This is a genomic window from Verrucomicrobiota bacterium (assembly GCA_016200005.1).
Classification (GTDB): domain Bacteria; phylum Verrucomicrobiota; class Verrucomicrobiia; order Limisphaerales; family PALSA-1396; genus PALSA-1396.
Window position 1 is genome coordinate 94,550 of the sequence record JACQFP010000013.1, and the last position, 17,768, is coordinate 112,317.

Below are 17,768 nucleotides of genomic sequence, written 5' to 3' on the forward strand. Positions count from 1 at the left end.
GACAATCAAAAAGCTAATCAGAGCATGAAAAATGTTGCTCAACGTCCGGACTTCACCTATAAGTCCAGCCAGGTGGCTGGCGGATTTAGACAGAATGCGCTGGCAAATCGTATTTCAAACCACTATTGCCGAAAATGAAACTATTCGGGAAATCGGAAACCAAGAAGCCGGCGAAGTCAGCGCAATCATCGTCGCCGGCAGCACCGGTGGAGGGTTCCTCCCCGCCGAAAAAAATCCTGGTGGTGGATGACGACCTGGTGATCGTCAAGACGCTGACACTTAAACTGGAAGCCAACGGCTACCGAGTGTTAAGCGCACACGATGGCTCGACTGCGGTGACTTTGGTTCGACAGGAAAATCCGGACATTGTCATTTTGGATGTCAATTTCCCGCCAGAGGTCGGCATGAGTTGGGATGGGTTTAAGATCATGGAGTGGTTTCAGGGGCGGGCAACGGGCGGGCGACTAATCCCCGTCGTTATCATCACCGGCGAGGACTCGATAAAGAACCGGGAACGCGCCATTGCTGCCGGGGCCACTTCCTTCTACCAAAAACCGCTCGACATGGAAGAACTTTTGACGGGAATCCGGGAAATTCTTGCCGCACTGGCTGGCAAGAGTTCAGCCAAGCAGTAGCTTTGTTGTTGAGCCATTCTTAACCACCCCGGCGGGAACTGCAATCCAAGGCCATCTGCTTCACGTCGTCACTCCCGCTCGTAAATTCTTCGTAGTTCCTGTGGTGAAGTTCCCAGACGATATTGCGTCGTCACTCGCCACATCCGCAAGTAAGTCCGCAGGACCCCCAGCTTCGCAAACCGCCGCGCCGAGGTGACGAGGGTGGCGTCCGCCAGCGCGAGACGACCTCGCTGGCGCAAGCGGCGACACAGTTCGAACTCTTCCATCAGTGGCAAGTCCGGAACACCGCCAACCGCTTCCAAATCCTCGCGCCGAACAAACAACGCCTGATCGCCCGCGACGCGTTGCCCAAGGTAAAGCCGCACTGCGCATTTGAAACGCGAACCCCACAAAAGCGGACTTCCGTCACGAAACATTTTCCAGTAGCCGCCGCCCACCACACGCGCGTCGCGGAAGGAATTAATCGCCGCCTGTCCGGCGTTCGGCGGCAACCACGTATCCGCGTGTAACATGAGGATCACATCGCCCTTTGCCTGCGCCGCACCCAGCCGCATTTGCCCGCCGCGTCCCGGCGCGCTCGTGAGCACATGACAGCCCATATTGATGGCCACTTCCCGTGTCTGATCGCGGCTGCCACCATCGACGACGATGATTTCACAGACTTCGGGTATCTGCTTGGCGCGACGTACCGTTTCGCCAAGCGACTCAGCTTCGTTGAGCGCCGGGATGACGACGGAGATTGTTTCGGGGAGCGAGCGTGGCTGCGCCTGTCTGTCATCTCCACGCCAGAATAAAACAGCTCCCATCGACGCCCAAAACAAGCTCACCAAAAAAGTCAGCAGCGATGCCGCCACCGCATCCGCAGGCGAAATCCCGTACAGCCCCAGCAAAGCAAGCGAAGCACCTTCGCGCACCCCCAGACCCGACACCGTCATCGGTAGTGCGCTCACCGCGGAAATCGCTGGCAACGTCCAAATCAATTTGCCCCACGGCAAGGGTGATCTGGCAACCGCTTCCAAGTTTAGGGCAAGCACACCGCTTAACGCTGCTTGCACAAGGAAGCCGCAAAGCAAACCTTGTGTCGCGATCCGCGGAGAAGCAATCAAACGCTGTCCTCCCTCCACCAATACGCGCGCCCATCGAGTCCAAGCCGGTTCGTCTCTGCCGCGCAACAGCAATCCGAGGCAAACCGCGGCCAAACCCAAAATGGCCCATGCCCAACTCACGGGCCAACGCCAGGCAATCGTTTCTCCATTCACGAACGCGCCGTTAACGGTCGCTAAAGTAAACGCCAGTGCGGCAAACACAACCAACCCGCAAAATCCGAGCAATCGATCCAGCGGCGCCGCCCCAAAAACAACAGCCGCCGGCAACCGATACCAGCGCGCGTAGAGAGCCGACTTGGCCACGTCACCACCCACCGCGCCGAACAAGAGGGTGTAAAAAAAATGCCCAATCAGCGCCACCCGCGCCGTGGCCGCCAGGTGAACTGTGCTGCCAGTCAACCGCAACATCAGGTGCCATCGCCAGGCGCCCGGTAAAAAAATCAATCCATACAGAACGATCGCGGCGACGAACCAGCCGATATGCAGGTTGCGGAAGGTCGCCGCCAAGGCGCCAACGTCAACGCCACGAAATACAACGAACAAAGCAACGGCGGACACCGCGATGCAACCCAATCGAATCCACGCGCGCGATTTTGTCATCGGCACCGTTTCCATTCGGGCCAACTCTAAAGACGCAAGGCCGAAGTCAAAGACCAAAGTCGAAGAAACAGTTGCGAGCCAGCGCGTCGTTTGCGGCCAGCAAACGACCTATTTTTTCTCTGTCATTTTTCGGCGCGGCTCATTATATTCCAAGCTCGATGAAACACCGTCTCTCCAAACTGATTTGTTTGCTGCTGGGTGGCAGTTGCGCGCTGGCCAAGATTACCCCAGAACAGGCCAAGACTCTGCCGCCGCCGGCTGCGCACCAGATCAATTTCACGGAGGAGATCAAGCCGATCATCGAAGCCAGTTGCATCAAATGTCACGGGCGCGGTCGGGACAAAGGCGGCTTGCTGATGGACACGCGCGAAACTTTTTTGAAGGGCGGCGATTCCGGGCCGACAGTTGTTGTCGGCAAGAGCGCGGAGAGTCATCTCATCGAGCTGGTGGCTGGACTCGATCCCGACAGCATCATGCCCAAAAAGGGTTCGAAACTGAAACCGGAACAAATCGGTGTGTTGCGCGCCTGGATCGATCAAGGTTTGACATGGGATTCGGGCGTCTCTTTCGGAAAACTCGAACCGATCAATCTGAAACCGAAACGTCCGGCAATGCCGGCCGGTAACAAGAGCGAAAATCCAATTGACCGCTTCCTTAATCCCTACTTTGCCGCGCACAAAATCAAACCGCCCAAACCGGTCGATGATCATGTGTTCGCGCGGCGGGTTTATCTGGATGTGATCGGTCTGCTGCCGACGCCGGAGGAGTTGGAGAAATTCATTACCGACCAGCGCGCGGACAAACGCCAGCGCCTCGTCCAGCGTCTGTTGGCGGACAACCGCAATTACGCCGAGCACTGGCTGACGTTCTGGAACGACCTGTTGCGAAATGATTATCGCGGCACCGGTTACATCGACGGCGGTCGCAAGCAGATCACCGACTGGCTTTATGCCGCGCTCGCGAAAAACCTGCCTTACGACCAATTCGTCGCGCAGTTGATCAATCCCACGCCCGCATCCGAAGGTTTCACCAAAGGCATTGTCTGGCGCGGTGTGGTCAACGCTTCGCAAACGCCGCAGATGCAGGCGGCGCAAAGCATCTCGCAGGTATTCATGGGCGTGAACCTCAAGTGCGCTTCGTGTCACGACAGTTTGATCAACGACTGGACGCTCGCCGACGCTTATGGACTGGCGGGAATTTATTCTGACGGGCCGCTGGAAATGGTCCATTGCGACAAGCCCACCGGCAAGAAAGCTGATTTGAGATTCATTTACCCTGAGCTGGGCAATATCGATCCCCAAGCGGACAAACCGGCGCGCCTCAAGCAACTGGCCGAACTGGTCACCCAAAAACAAGATGGGCGACTGACACGGACAATCGTCAATCGGCTCTGGCAGAAATTCATGGGGCGTGGACTTGTCGAGCCGGTGGATGACATGGAGACGCCGGCGTGGAACCAGGATTTGTTGGACTGGCTGGGGGAGGATTTGGCGGCGAACGGCTACGGCCTCAAGAAAACCATCGAGCGGATTCTCACGTCGCGCGCCTACCAGTTGCCTGCGGTCAGCGCAAATGAAGGCGATCGTCAGGACTACGTGTTTCGCGGGCCGCTGGTGCGCCGCATGTCCGCCGAACAATTCCGCGACGCTCTTGGTGCGTTGACCGGCATCTGGTACAGCCAGCCCGCGGTCAAAATAAATTACGTGGACGAAACCGCCATCAAATCCTTTTCTTCATCGGCCAAGGGAAACTGGATTTGGAAGGAAGCCGGCGCCGCCCAGTCTGCCGCCCCCGAAACCATTTATTTGAGGAAAACAATCACGTTTCCCGAATTGCCAACCGAAGCCCGCGCCCTCGCCACCTGCGACAACGTTTACACCCTTTTCATCAACGGGAAAAAAGTGATGTCCGGCGATACTTGGGGACAGCCGGGGGTGGTGGACATCCGTCCGCACCTTGTCAAAGGCGAGAACGTGATCGCAGTCAAAGCCGTCAACGAAGGCGATCAGCCGAATCCCGCCGGCTTTTTCTTCTTCGCCAGCGTGCGGCAAGATCACGATGACCGGCCCGCGACCGTCATGGATTTTGCCAGCGACAGTTCCTGGACGTGGTCGGCGCAGGAAGTCGATGGCTGGCAGAAAACCGGCTTTGTAGCGCAGGATTGGAAACCGGCTGCGGAACTGGGCGGCATCAACACCGCTCCCTGGGAATTGGAACCTCAGTTCACCACGGCGATGGCGACTCCGCCACCATCCGGCAAAGTTCGCGCGGCCCTGGTCAACGCCGATTCGCTGATGGTGGCGCTGGGCCGGCCGAATCGTGAACAAGTCATGACCGTTCGCGCTTCCGCCGCCACCACCTTGCAGGCATTGGAACTGACCAACGGGCGCGAGCTGGCGGATTTGATTCAACGCGGCGCGGCGAAGTCGATGGCCGCTCATCCGTCTTCGGACCTCGAGTTGATTCAACAACTTTACGCGCAAGCGTTGGGACGCAAGCCGACGGCGCCAGAACTGGAACTGGCGCAAGGGTTGGTCGGCAATCCCGTCCAGCCGGCGGGCGTGGAGGATTTGCTGTGGGCCTTGACAATGTTACCGGAATTTCAACTGATTTATTGAGGAATGGACTATGGAAGCGAATGACACTTGGAGCCGTCGTGAATTTTTGAAGACTGCGAGCACGGCAACACTCGCGGCATTGGCCGCCGGTTATCCGCGCGCCATCCTCGCCGACGAGGCGAAAGAGGGAAAAATCAAACCGACCGCCGACACGGTGATTGTGTTGTGGATGGCCGGCGGCATGGCCCACACGGAAACCTTCGATCCCAAACTATACACGCCGTTCGAGAAGGGGTTGGAGTCCAAACAGGTGCTGAGCACGTTCCCGAGCATCCCCACCGCCGTCGATCACATCAAATTCTCTGAAGGTCTGGAAAAAATCGCCCAGGTCATGGATCGCGGCACATTGATCCGCTCCTACACTGCCGGCGATCTCGGATTTATTTTGCACTCGCGCCATCAATATCAATGGCACACGGGCTACGCGCCACCGCAAACGGTCGCGGCGCCGCACCTCGGTTCGATCATCGCCCGCACGCTCGGCCCGTTGAACCCCGCGGTGCCGGCATTCATCGACATCGGCCAGCGATTCGACGTGGGCGAAGGCGAGGAACTCAAGGCGTTTCACACCGCCGGCTTTCTCGGCAGTGAACATGGTCCGTTCATCATTCCGCATCCAGATCAGGCGGCGGAGAGCGTCCGGCCACCGGCGGGTATGAGCCCGGCGCGCTTCGAAGACCGCAACAAGTTTTACAAACGATTGTTGGAGAAAAGCCCGATTGGCCAATACGGCAGCGGCTACCAAAAGGAATCGCTGCTCCGCTCGTTGGACAATGCGCATCGGCTGCTCAGTTCACCCGCGGCCAAGGCGTTTGACCTTTCGCTCGAACCCAAGGAATCGCTCGCCAAGTACGTTTCCGGCGCTTACGAATCCGGCGCGTCCTTTACGCGTGATGGTGCCTATGAAAAACAAACGATGGGCCGGTTTGGTCTGGGCTGTCTGCTGGCGCGTCGTCTCACCGAGGTGGGCGCGCGGTTCATCGAGGTGACGACCGAATACATTCCGTTTGTTAACTGGGACACGCACGAGAACGGCCACACCCGGCTCGTGGACTTGAAGAAGCAGATCGACGGGCCGATCGCGCAACTCGTGCTCGACTTGGAAGAGCGCGGCCTCTTGAACCGCACGTTGATCGTGCTGGCGAGTGAATTCAGCCGCGACCTGATGACGGAAGGCAAGCCAGGCAAGGAAGTCAAAAACCAGGTCGAGGTCCCGGACAAGATTCAGGAACTGAAACATTACGGCATGCACCGGCATTTCACCGACGCCGGTTGCGTGCTGCTCTTTGGCGGCGGCATCAAACGCGGACATCTGCACGGGCTGACGGCGGACGAGCGTCCCTGCAAGACTGTCAAAGACCGCGTCGTGATCGAAGACCTGCACGCTTCGATTCTGCGCGCGGTGGGAATCTCGCCCAAGCTGAAGTACGAAATCGAGAAGCGTCCGTTTTACGTGACGCGGGACGGCGAGGGCAAACCGATCATGGACCTGTTTGCATAAGGGCGACGTTGTTTGATCAGCCGTGAAACCCGCTCGCGTCGATTGAATTATGATCGGCGCTGGTCATAAGGCGGGCCATCCTTCGCGAGAAAATTCAAAAAGATATCGTTTGCTCCCGGCCGGTCGAATCTAACCAACATCCGGACGTTGGTCAGCCCATGCTCCCTGCAAATTCGCTCAGCCACGCTCGAACTGATAAAATCAAACGCGTCTTCGGAGTCGGATGTCCATTCACCAATCCCTTTATAAAACAGCAGTGTTTCCCTGCTCTGTACAAGTATTCTCATTTCACGATCAAACACGGTAGAAACCAACCGGGAATTGACTAGATAGACGGTTTCCGGGAAAAAAGAAAGAGAATTCACAATTTTTTTGCAGCCCACAATGCCGCCGGCCCGAGGCAACCATGACTATGGGAAGCGACGACTGCTTTTCCCCGCTTTGATTCACAGGCATCGGGCGGTCGAGTGGAGAAAATTGACTGGTCAGGTGGTTTGTCAAGGAATGCGACTGGCGCATTGTGAACCTGAGAGCGTTAATTCTCAATTGCTTGCGACGGATGGCCACCCGCACGTAAAAAGAATTCCCTTCGCGTTAACCAACCCAGGAGCCTCATTTTCTCCGTCGGTCGATACCCGGATTCTATTCATCAGCGATAAGGATTGAACCGTCGCCGAATTTGACGGATAAGAACCCAACTCAAATTATGAAACGATTTGTTGTGATTCTCGCTCTGTTGCCCAGCCTGATGGCTTGCGCCGTCGAAACCCAAAAGTTTGCCAGCCATTTTACGATGCAGGCACCAGAAATCCCGGCCGCGGTCCGGCAGGAAGCCAGACCCCAACCGTGGGATGGCAAGGAGCGCGGACCCGTCGCGGGGCTGAAAGTTTATGCCAGGGAAAAATCCGGCGCGGTATGGCTCGGCAGCGATCAAGGCGCCGCGCGGTTTGATCCCAAGAGCAGCTTTCGCTGGGACCGCTGGCAATATTTCTTTGGTCGCCGCTGGCTGTTGGACAACGAGGTGAAGAACATTTACGTGGAGGAAACCGGCGCGGGGTGCAAGGTGTGGGTTCGCACAAAAACGGGCGTCTCGCTCATCGAATGGCGACCGATGACGCTGGAGCAAAAGGCAAAGTCATTCGACGAGCGAGTGGAAAAACGCCACGTGCGGCACGGCATGGTCGCGAATTCCGGATTGCGCGTTGCGGGTGACCTGTCCACCAACGTCAAACACGACAATGACAACGACGGACTCTGGACGGCGATGTATCTGGGCGCGGAGGCGTTTCGTTATGCGGCAACGCATGACGCGGACGCCCGAGCCAAAGCCCAGCGCTCAGTACGGTTGTTGATGCGATTGGAAGCGATCACTGGCAAACCTGGTTTTTATGCGCGTTCCTTTGTTTCGGTGGATGAACCGCGTCCGCAAGGCGGCGAGTGGCATCCCACGCCCGACGGAAAATGGCTGTGGAAAGGCGACACCAGCTCCGATGAAAGCGTGGGGCATTACTACGGTTACGCCATTTATTACGATCTCGTGGCCGACGACACCGAGAAGGAACAAATTCGAAAAGTCGTCGCGCGCCTCACCGATCACTTGATTGACCACGATTACAACCTGGTGGATCTGGACGGCAAACCGACGCGCTGGGGCGAATGGTCGGAGAGTTTCTTCAAAACCGAGGAAGGCCAATACGAATCGGCATTGCGCTCCATTGAATTGCTCTCCTTTTTGAAAACGGCGCATCACATTACGGGAAACCAAAAGTATGACGATGCTTACCAGGATCGCGTCCGGCGTGGGTACGCGGAGAACACGCGCCTCTATCGACGTTGGAAAGGCGGTGGCGAAATTAATTTCTCGGACGATGAACTTGCCTATCTGTCTTATGATCCGCTGTTGCGCTACGAGAAAGACGCCAAGCTGAGGGAAATCTATCTGGACAGTCTGCGATTTACCTGGAGCCAAATCCGATCGGACATGAATCCGCTGTGGAATTACATTTCCGTGGCCAGTGGTGCCGGACCGATGACTCCTGAAATCCGTGAAGAATCAAAACGCACACTGGATCGGATCCCGATGGACTTGATCGAGTGGGGCGTGAAAAACTCACAGCGCCTGGATGTAAAAATTCGCCCGGACGTGGACCGATTCAATGGCACCCAACTGACTGAAGTCGTCGCCCCAGATGAGCGGCCGGTCAGCAAGTGGAACGGCAACCCGTACCATCCCGACGGCGGTGGCAATGGCAGCGGGGAGGATGACGGCGCGTTTTTTCTTCTCCCGTACTGGATGGGCCGTTACCACGGCTGGGTGAAATGAATTCCGAAATCAGAAACCCCAATTCCGAAACCCGGAGTTGCGCAGAGTCCATCCAGGAACCGTCCAAGTTGCTTGGACAAGTTTATGTTGCACCTGCAACACAAACTTGTCCAGTTGGGTTCATGGTCGCCGTGGTTCTTTTGATGTCGGTTGCTGTAGGGGAATGAGAAATGTCGTTAACACTTATTCTTGCAGGCACCGAGCTTCTTCAACTCCTCGCACGTGCCGGTGATTTGCAGACGCTGTGACTTGAGCGAAAAACCGAGCTTGTGTGTGATCTCGTTTTCAATCCGCGAAATCTTCTCGCTTTCGAACTCGACGATTTTCTCGCAGTCCTGGCAGATGAGGTGGTTGTGGTTCGGATGTTCGGCGTAGTTGGGGTCGTAAAACTTGTGGTCCTTGCCGAAATCCATTTCGCGCACCAGTCCACTCTCGGTCAGCAAAGGCAAGGTGCGGTACACCGTGGCCCGCGAAACCGACTTGTCCAGGCGGCGTGACCATTCCAGCAACTGCTCGGCGGTGAAATGCTCGTCCGTGTCGAACACCGTGTTCACGATGGCCTGTCGTTGCGAAGTGATGCGCAGGTTCTTGTTCGCCAGAAACCGCAGAAATCTCTGTTTACTCGACTCTTTACTCGCTACCGACATGGCGAAATTATAGGTCAACCAACGGCCAAGTCAACGCGGGCGTTGGTCGTTGCTGCCTGACCTGGAGGTCAGAGAGGATGTTGGAGTTCACGCTTCAGCGTGTCAGGTTGGCGGCGCGAAATCACAAGCTGAAGCTTGAACTCCAACCTCAGACCGTCGTCCGAGGGTGCATGATACTCGATCCCCGCCGGCGGCCGTAACCGTTGAATAATCAGTTCGCACGACGCCACTGAGAACTTGCAACGTGCAACCGGCAACCTGAAACTCCCGTCGCTGTGCACATCGAAATCATCAACACCGGCAGCGAGCTGATGCTCGGGTTCGTGCTCAACACCCATCAACAATGGCTCTGTCGCCAACTCGGCAACCTCGGTTACACCGTCAACCGGCAGGTCGCCGTTGCCGACGAAAGCCCGCCCATTCTGGAGGCCGTGAAGGAAGCGTTGACGCGCGCCGACCTCGTGATCACGACCGGCGGCCTCGGCCCGACCTCCGACGATCTCACCCGTGACCTCATTGCGCAGTTGCTGGGGAAAAAACTGATTGAGGACGCGAGCATTCTGGCAAGGATCGAAGAGCTTTTCGCGAAACTCAAACGGCCGATGCCGAGCAGCACCAGAGTCCAGGCGCTCGTGCCGGAAGGCGCCATCGTGTTGCCAAACCATAACGGCACGGCTCCGGGGTTGGCGATCGCAGTGAACCCGAATCCTTATCGAATGGGAGGAGTGGCGAGTTTGCTAATCATGCTGCCCGGACCGCCGCGCGAATTGCGACCCATGTTTACCGTGCAGGTCGTTCCGCTGCTCCGAAAATATTTTCCACTGGAGAGGGCGTTTGTTTGTCGCACTTTGAAAACCACCGGGCTGGGAGAATCCATCGTTCAGGAAAAAATCGTCGGTCCGTTGAAGCCGCTGACGGACGCCGGGCTGGTCATCGGTTACTGCGCGCGGATCGGCGAAGTGGATGTCCGCCTCGTTGCCAATGGTCAACGTGCGGCGCAAACCGTCGCCGATGCCGAGCAGATCATTCGCGGAATCATCGGCAGGAACATTTTTGGCGTGGGCGAGGATGAACTGGAGCAGGTGATCATCCAACGGCTGACGGAACAAAAGGAAACATTGTCACTGGCCGAATCCTGCACCGGCGGTCACCTCGCGAATCGGCTGACCAACGTTCCCGGCGCTTCGGAGGCTTTTCTCGCCGGCCTTGTCACCTATAGCAACGAAGCCAAAATCCGTCTGCTCGGTGTTCGCCCGGAAACCCTGGCGCAACATGGCGCCGTCAGCGAAGCGACCGCCCGCGAAATGGCCGAGGGCGCGCGCCAAAGAAATCAAACCGATTACGCCATCGCCGTCACCGGCATTGCCGGACCGGGCGGCGGCACCGACGCCAAGCCAGTCGGCACCGTGTTCATTGCCCTGGCCACGCCGCGAACGACCACGGTCGCACAGCTGCTCAACCGTTACGACCGCGAAACCTTCAAGCAGGTTACTTCACAACAGGCGCTGGAAATGTTGCGGCGAACGATGATGGCGGCGAGTTGAGTTAGCGCAGATCCTTCGCCGAGACGCGCAAACGCCAGATGCGCTTTTGGGACAAAGGCCAGCCTAACGGCGATTGGAGTCCGGTGGCAAAAATCACCATCGGCGTGTAAAGCAAAGGACTGTGGCGCGATGCTCATGGCGTTGTCGAGCCTTCTCCGGGCTGTTCAGCGCGCCGCGCGAATTTAAATTCCAAGTGTGTTCAAGACCTCCTGCAACGGTCCGGCTGGAAGTGGCTGCCCGTGGGTCGCGGTGATTTGAAAAAGAAGAACGAGCCGGAAGATGTTTTTCACTACGCCTTGGCAGTTTTCATTCGCCGACGTATCGAGAGCGTTGCGCTGAGTTTCTGAAAATTGATTTTCACGCCTGCCCCTGACGAGCGATTTGAAAATGTTCCGTCGTGCTCGCCGCAAAGAGGGCGCGGAACTGGTCGCCCTGTATCTCATGGAATCACCCAGGTTCGACAACTTCAAAACGACGTTTCCGCTGAAGGGCAATGACACCGTGGAAAAGGTCCAATACACGGACGACGACAAGCGTGTCTGGATCAACGCGTGGCAATTGTTCGGCGGCGTCTCAAAAGCGGTTTGGGAATTTCATTTGCGTGGCCATCAGGTCTGCGAGAAGTGGCTGAAAGTTCGCAGAGGACGAAAATGTGTTTACGCCGATTGTCAGCACTTCCAACAAATTATCGTTGCCTTGAACGAAACGATTCGCTTCCCAGAAGAGATTGACGATGCGATTGAGAAAAGCGGCGGCCGGCCAATGAAATCAGGACACTGATTCATGGCGAGGAGTGTCTTGGTTGACAGAACGCGGTCTCCCTACGAGCAAACTCCAGTCCGCTACCTTGTGAATTGCTTCATCTTGCCGAGCGTGTCGAGCAGTTGCGCCTGACGCGCGCTGATCGCCTCGCGCTGGTTCAGCAGTGGAGTGTAGTTCTGGTCGAACACGGTCATTTCCGTGTTGTAGGTCTCCGTGCCGAAAGTCGTCGTCATTTTTCCGTCTTCAATCGCGGCGTTGTCCCAGCTTGCGATAAACACAAACGGGCGCGGCTCCGCGGACAGCAGCGGGATGCCTTGCGTATAATCGGAGAGCGGGTTTTCCACGCCCATGTAGGTGAGAATGGTCGAAGGCACGTCCATGTGACTGGTCAGGCGTTCGATCTTGCGTGGCGCTTCACCGGGAATGTGCGCGACCATGAAGGTTTTGGTCTGATACTTGTCGAACGAACTGTCATGTCCGAAAAGTCCCAGCTCGCGGAACTCCTCGCCGTGATCGCCCAGCATAAACACCAGCGTGTTGTTCATCAACCCGCGATCTTCCATCGCCTTGAGCACGCGTTCGATCTCCGCGTCCACGTAATGCAGGCTGTTCTTGTAGCGGTTTTTGATTTGCTCCATCTGCGCGGGCGCATGGGCCAGCTTGATGTAATTCAAGTCCTCGCTCACGCCGCCGGTGTCAAAAACCGCATGGTTTGGCGGGTAATAATACGGCTGATGCGAAGCAATATAGAACATGAAACCAAAGAAAGGTTTTTTGTTCTCATCGACAAACCGGATCAACTCATCCGTCATCAACCGGTCGCGGTCAACCCGCTCGCCCTTCCAACTGTCAGTGATCGCCTCCGGCACGTCCACGAAACACGTGCTGCGAAATTCCGGATAGTTCAGGCTTGTGCCGCAGAGGATGCGGAAGTTGTAGCCCAGCGGCTTGAGCGACCTGATGAGCACCGGGCCTTGGCGTTCGGCGAGGGCGCGTTGCCAGTACGTCCCGTAAATGCCGTGGATCAATCCAAAGATGCCGTAGCGAGTGGTGTTGCCCGCGCTGTAGTTCTGATTGAAGACCAGGTTCGTCGCGCCCCAGTGCGACAGAAACGGCATCACATCGGGCGTCAACATGTCGAAGCGGCCGCCTTCCACAGCAATGATGAGAATATTCGGATGCGGAGCGTCGGGACGAAATCGCAGCGGCGCCTTGGGATAATCGAATGAACCTGCGCCATTGTGCATTTTGAGGCCCACGATGGCGGAAGTTTTGATGCCCAAGAGCTGGTGGCCAAGTTTCCTCATGGTCAGCGGTTGATACAACGGCAGGAGTTGCCTTACCCGGAGGATCTCCTGGTTGTCGCGCAGGTCGCCGACCGCGTACCCCGCTTTATCAAGGGCGATCAGGCTTAAAACCACGGCGCCACAACACAGCGACGCCTTCTTGTTTCGCGACGCGGCTGCATTCGGCCGCCTTCCCAACCACGGCAAGGCGAACACCGCAAACGCGATCTCCGCCGCGAAGATGAGGATCACAATCAACAGCGTCGTGAGCACAGTGCTGCGTCCTGCGATCACGTTGTCGGCCGATCCGGGTGTGGTGATGAGATTCCAGACCACCGCGTTGAAATGGAACCGCCAGAGGCTGTAGATGACCGAATCGGCGTAGATGAAGAAGTTAAGGAATCCGAACAAGACGACTGCCGCCGTCAGGGTCACCCATCCGCGCCGCGCCACCAACGCGAGCAGAGATAAAATGAGCGGGACGAGCGCCAACATCGCAAAGTTGGCCGCGAACGCGAGCAGTGTCGCCAGCCAGCCCGGAAACGATGTGCCTTGGGGAACGTTCGAAAGATAGGCGTGACCCACGACCATGAGCATCCCGACATTGAAGAGGTAGAAATAAACCAGCGCCTCCGCATTGGCTGCTGTTCCAGAATTGCCAGCAGAGCGATTTATTTCCTCAGTGTTCAATTTTCTGAAGGGGCTGGGGATAAGAAGAGCCTTGGCGAGTGGCCGAAAGGAGAACCGGCGGACGCGGTTGTTGCGTGAAGTCGAAGCAGTCGATCATGTCGTCGGCATTTTCGTCACGCGCCATCATCGGCTTGAGGCCGAACCGTTCCTCAACCAGGCGCAGCCACGATTCAAAGGCGTGAACGGTGTGATCGATGTAGCCTTGTTTCGCATACGGGCTGATCACCAGTCCGGGCACTCGGATGCCGAGGCCGTACTTGTCAACTTTGGGCGGAGGCACATGATCATAGAAACCGCCCCAGTCGTCCCAACAGATGAAAATTGCAGTTGAGCTCCAGTTCGGACTTTGCATCACAGCATTCACCAGGCCCGTGACGTACGCCATGCCGGCGCGCACGCTGTTGGGCGCGTGCTCACTGGTGGAGCTTGAGGGAATGACCCAGCACACCTGTGGCAGCTTTCCATTTTTGGCGTCCACGTAGAATTGCGAGGAATCGACCAGCCGGTTGCGCTGGTGCGGGTCTTTCATCACTTTGGGAAACCGGGGCAGGGGATTCCAATGACTAAATCGATGTGGGCTTTGTTCCTGATCCGATTGGGAACCGACAACGTGAGCATCCTCGGTGTCGGGCAGCTTGCCTGAAGTCACGTAATATTTCCAATCAATCTTGCCGCTGGTCAAAGATTCAGTGATTTGAGGAAAAGTGAATTCCTTGGGTGTGCCGCCCCTGAATCGACCTGAGAAAGTTGACTTCAGAGAAAACCGCGGGGTGACGAACCCGCCGCTCTGTGCCGCAAGTATGTAGAGGTGTGCCGGCAAGCTGTAAGAGGCGACCGATTCGAAGAAGTGATCTTGCAGCACGAACAGACGCGCATAGTTCCAGTAATTCGGAATCTCATGGTAATCGTGATAACCCATCACATCTCGAGGGTTATTGCCAACCGCCGGATCAAGGTCGGACGGAAGATCGTGCTTGGGATCATGCGTATTGACGACTTTTCCTTTGTAAGCTTCCTGTAAAAAGCCATCCATTTTTCCCCCATTTATATCAGCCCAGGCATTGTCCCAGTCGTGCGGACCCCCGCGGTTGATTTCGTTCGTGTCGTGATATGAATGCAAAGGCGGCCCGTGTTGGGGATCGGGCACGCTTGCCCCTTTGGGGATACCGTCGGCGCCGGGGTAGGTGCCAAAATAGTGATCAAAACTCCGGTTTTCCTGGACGATAAAAACGAAGTGCTCGATCTTTTCCAGCCCCGGCGGTGGGCTGAAAGTCCGGCCCGGTCGCGACGCTTGCCGCAGCCGCGAATTCCTATAGGCACAAAGCGTAGTAATCGCGAGCAATGTAACAATCGCCAGGCAGCCGAAACGGAAGAAATAAACTTTCGTGCGCATTACCGGTCGCTTCGTACCTGCCTGAACCACCGCGACCTTAGTTAGTCCGACAGCAATCTGGTTGTTTCGTTCGATTTGATCGTACGACTGCACATTGCCGTCAGGTTGACAGCCCTGTATTCTCCTCTTTAAGCTCGCGCTGTGATTCAGCTCGAAAAAGACGGTGTCCGATGGACCGTGGCGCCAGCTTTTGAACCGTTACTCGCAAAAACGCTTGCCGACCCAGGTCAGGTCATCAAAAAAACTCCCGCCAAACTGGTGACCGTCCATCAAATCAACGGGCTGACCGTTTTCGTTAAAAGATATCTTAACGCGGCCAAGGGATTGCGTCCGCTGAAATTCTACTTCAAACCGTCCGAGGCCAGAAGCGAGTGGGCGCTGGCCGCGCGAGTCGCCGCCCTCGGCATCCCCGTCGTGCCCCACCTCGCCATGGGCGAACAATGGACGGCGACTGGTCTGCAACAAAGCATCCTCGTCACCCAGGGATTCGACGGCGTGCGGCTGGACAAATTTCCGCACCAGGAAACCGACGAATTACACACCGCGCTCGCGCGGCTCTTGCGCACCATGCACGACAAGGGTGTATTGCAACGCGACTTGCATCACAATATTCTGGTCAAGGCCTGCCCGCTGGAGTTGTGCCGCATCGACGTGGACCGCAGCGAGCTGTTGCCGCCGTTGACGGAAGAACAACGCATCGAAAACCTGGCCTACCTCAATATTTTTGTGCTGTTGCGACCAAAATTCTTTGAAACTTATGGCGCCGATGCCGGGTTGATTTCAAGAATTCAAGAACGCAGCCAGGTCATTCGCCGGGGTTTGTGGATGCGACGCTCCAGCCGCTGTTTGGAAGACAATCTTCGGTTTACTGCAAAAACAATTGGCGGATTGCGTTGGTGGGTGCGCCTGGAGTTCTTCGACGATAAATTGCGCGCGCTGCTGGAGAATCCCGATACCGCCTTGGAGAACTGCGCCAAGCTTTTCAAGTCCGGCCCGAACCGGCAATCGACGGTTGGCAGCTTCGACGGACTGGTTTTGAAACGATTCAACATCAAGAATCGTTTGAACTATGTGAAGGACTTGTTTCGTCCTTCGCGCGCCTTTCGCGCCTATCAAAAGGCGTATCACCTGGAATTGCTCGGCTTCCCAACGCCGCGACCGCTCGCCGCCGCCGAGCGACGCGTATTGCGGGTGTTGACGCGCAGTTATCTGGTCAGCGCAGAAATTCCCGGTGCTACTGATCTCGGAGTTCTTTTGCGTCCGGCGCAGCGCCCGCCGCGCGACCTTGTGAAACAGACCGCGGAACTGATCGCTCAACTGCATGAGGAAGGTTTCTCCCACAGCGATTTGAAAGAAACCAATATCGTCCGCGACCACACCGGCAAGTTGTTCCTGCTCGATCTTGATGCGCTGAGTTACGTCAGACAGTTGCCCGACCAACTTGCGGCTGCGGATCTTGATCGTCTCGCGCGCGCCGCCGCCAAATATCCCAACGTGGCACGAACCGACCGCGTCCTTTTCCTTCGCGCCTATTGCCAGGCGCGGAAAATCAAGCGAGTACCGCGCGGCGCGTGATTAGTTGATTGGCTTCTGAACTTTCGGCCACCGCTGTTTCCCATACGCAAAAACTTTGTGCGCCAATTGCTTCACGGCGGTGTCCACTTTGGTTTTGGCAAGATACAGCTTTAGAAACTCAAGCCGCTCGCCGAGGGTACAGAATTCCATGGCTGACTTGTCGAGCAAAGCCAGGTCCTTGAGCTGTCGCCGCCCTCGCAGCGGCGACCAGCGATCAAACTGCCCGCGCGGGCAATCAATGAACCACAACTTCGGCCCGTTCGGAGGCGCAAATTCGACGAGCACATTCCGCCATACCAGATCATGATGGAAAAATCTGGCCGAGTGCATCCGGCGAGTCAGCGTGGCAAGCTGCGTGAGCAGGTGCGCCCGAATGTTTCTGAATTCGACCGTGGTGCGGGTGGGGCAATGTTTCCGCATGAATTCGACGAGGTTGCCGGAGTTGGAAAGCGCTTTAGTAACGATGAACGCGCGTCGAAGCCGGCCCAACCCATCCCGCTGCTCACCGCAGGCAATGCGCTCGGCGCACGGGATGCCGAGTTGCTCGAAGGCCTTGTAGTTTTCGAATTCGCACCGGGCTTTGGAGGAGCGCCAAAGGTATCGCCACGATGGCCCGGCGAACTCGTATTGTTTGTAAAAAACCTGGAGTGATGAACCGTCGGCAAGTTCAAACGTCTTTTGTTGAACCAGGGCGCGCCGGTTCGGATCGCCTTTCCCGCGGAAGAAATCGATGACGCGGGAACACGAATCCAGCCGAAGGCGCTCGAAGGCAGATTTATATCTCGCATCGACAACAAGCCAATCCATACCCATGATTCTTCCAGTGATGTACTGCGGCCTTTCAACACGGCCTTACCGCCGCTCCGGCCATGACACCGCAATTCTCAAAACCATGCGAATCAATTTCTTTGCTTTGCTTTCACCACCAATGGGCCTTATCATTGTCTTTAAGTGGGCGGTTAGGTTTGGAACTTGTCGAGACCAAAAGTTTTGGGAAACTCGGCTCCGTCAACTGATTTGCCCACTTGGAAGAATCAGTTTAGCAGCAAGTGAAACTGTTGAGTTCGTGGGCGATTGCTTTGACTCAG

General features: G+C 56.6%; 13 protein-coding genes. 7 read left to right on the forward strand and 6 right to left on the reverse strand.

Annotation, left to right across the window (positions count from 1 at the left end; translation table 11 throughout):
• The first annotated feature begins 134 nt into the window (after nt 1–134).
• Nucleotides 135–635 (forward strand): response regulator, encoded by a 501-nt coding sequence (locus HY298_04270; protein ID MBI3849494.1) that lies wholly within the window; start codon nt 135–137, stop codon nt 633–635.
• Between the two features lie 68 nt (nt 636–703).
• Here the strand turns inward: HY298_04270 and HY298_04275 are convergent, their stop codons facing one another.
• Complete coding sequence (locus HY298_04275) at nt 704–2,341, reverse strand: TIGR04283 family arsenosugar biosynthesis glycosyltransferase (protein ID MBI3849495.1); 1,638 nt, start codon at nt 2,339–2,341, stop codon at nt 704–706.
• A 158-nt stretch (nt 2,342–2,499) separates the two neighbouring features.
• On the opposite strand from HY298_04275, the gene HY298_04280 reads away from it, so the two are divergent.
• Both HY298_04280 and HY298_04285 read left to right on the forward strand, forming a co-directional pair.
• Nucleotides 2,500–4,959, forward strand: coding sequence for a DUF1549 domain-containing protein (locus tag HY298_04280; protein ID MBI3849496.1), 2,460 nt, complete (start codon nt 2,500–2,502; stop codon nt 4,957–4,959).
• A 10-nt stretch (nt 4,960–4,969) separates the two neighbouring features.
• Nucleotides 4,970–6,460: a DUF1501 domain-containing protein gene (locus HY298_04285; protein ID MBI3849497.1), complete on the forward strand. Its 1,491-nt coding sequence runs from the start codon at nt 4,970–4,972 to the stop codon at nt 6,458–6,460.
• 47 nt (nt 6,461–6,507) lie between these two features.
• On the opposite strand, the gene HY298_04290 is transcribed toward HY298_04285, so the two are convergent.
• Entirely contained in the window at nt 6,508–6,825 is a 318-nt protein-coding gene (locus HY298_04290; protein MBI3849498.1) for a hypothetical protein, read from the reverse strand.
• A 341-nt stretch (nt 6,826–7,166) separates the two neighbouring features.
• Between HY298_04290 and HY298_04295 the strand changes: the two genes are divergently transcribed.
• Nucleotides 7,167–8,783 carry a hypothetical protein gene (locus tag HY298_04295; protein MBI3849499.1) on the forward strand — a complete coding sequence of 539 codons (1,617 nt, stop codon included), beginning with the start codon at nt 7,167–7,169 and terminating at the stop codon, nt 8,781–8,783.
• Nucleotides 8,784–8,959: 176 nt separating this feature from the next.
• On the opposite strand, the gene HY298_04300 is transcribed toward HY298_04295, so the two are convergent.
• Entirely contained in the window at nt 8,960–9,430 is a 471-nt protein-coding gene (locus HY298_04300) for a transcriptional repressor (GenBank protein ID MBI3849500.1), read from the reverse strand.
• A gap of 275 nt (nt 9,431–9,705) precedes the next feature.
• Between HY298_04300 and HY298_04305 the strand changes: the two genes are divergently transcribed.
• Both HY298_04305 and HY298_04310 read left to right on the forward strand, forming a co-directional pair.
• Nucleotides 9,706–10,974, forward strand: coding sequence for a competence/damage-inducible protein A (locus HY298_04305; protein MBI3849501.1), 1,269 nt, complete (start codon nt 9,706–9,708; stop codon nt 10,972–10,974).
• A 387-nt stretch (nt 10,975–11,361) separates the two neighbouring features.
• On the forward strand, nt 11,362–11,754 hold the full coding sequence (locus HY298_04310; GenBank protein MBI3849502.1) for a hypothetical protein: 393 nt from the start codon (nt 11,362–11,364) through the stop codon (nt 11,752–11,754).
• Between the two features lie 62 nt (nt 11,755–11,816).
• Here the strand turns inward: HY298_04310 and HY298_04315 are convergent, their stop codons facing one another.
• The gene (locus HY298_04315) at nt 11,817–13,712 is read right to left on the reverse strand and encodes a sulfatase-like hydrolase/transferase (GenBank protein ID MBI3849503.1); all 1,896 of its coding nucleotides are present in this window, start codon (nt 13,710–13,712) and stop codon (nt 11,817–11,819) included.
• Nucleotides 13,702–15,105: an alkaline phosphatase family protein gene (locus tag HY298_04320; protein ID MBI3849504.1), complete on the reverse strand. Its 1,404-nt coding sequence runs from the start codon at nt 15,103–15,105 to the stop codon at nt 13,702–13,704. Before HY298_04320 ends, HY298_04315 begins: the two co-directional genes overlap by 11 nt.
• Nucleotides 15,106–15,246: 141 nt before the next feature.
• Between HY298_04320 and HY298_04325 the strand changes: the two genes are divergently transcribed.
• Nucleotides 15,247–16,680, forward strand: coding sequence for a hypothetical protein (locus tag HY298_04325; protein MBI3849505.1), 1,434 nt, complete (start codon nt 15,247–15,249; stop codon nt 16,678–16,680).
• Here HY298_04325 and HY298_04330 read toward each other — a convergent pair whose 3' ends face one another.
• Nucleotides 16,681–17,487 carry a hypothetical protein gene (locus HY298_04330; GenBank protein MBI3849506.1) on the reverse strand — a complete coding sequence of 269 codons (807 nt, stop codon included), beginning with the start codon at nt 17,485–17,487 and terminating at the stop codon, nt 16,681–16,683.
• Between the last annotated feature and the right edge of the window lie 281 nt (nt 17,488–17,768).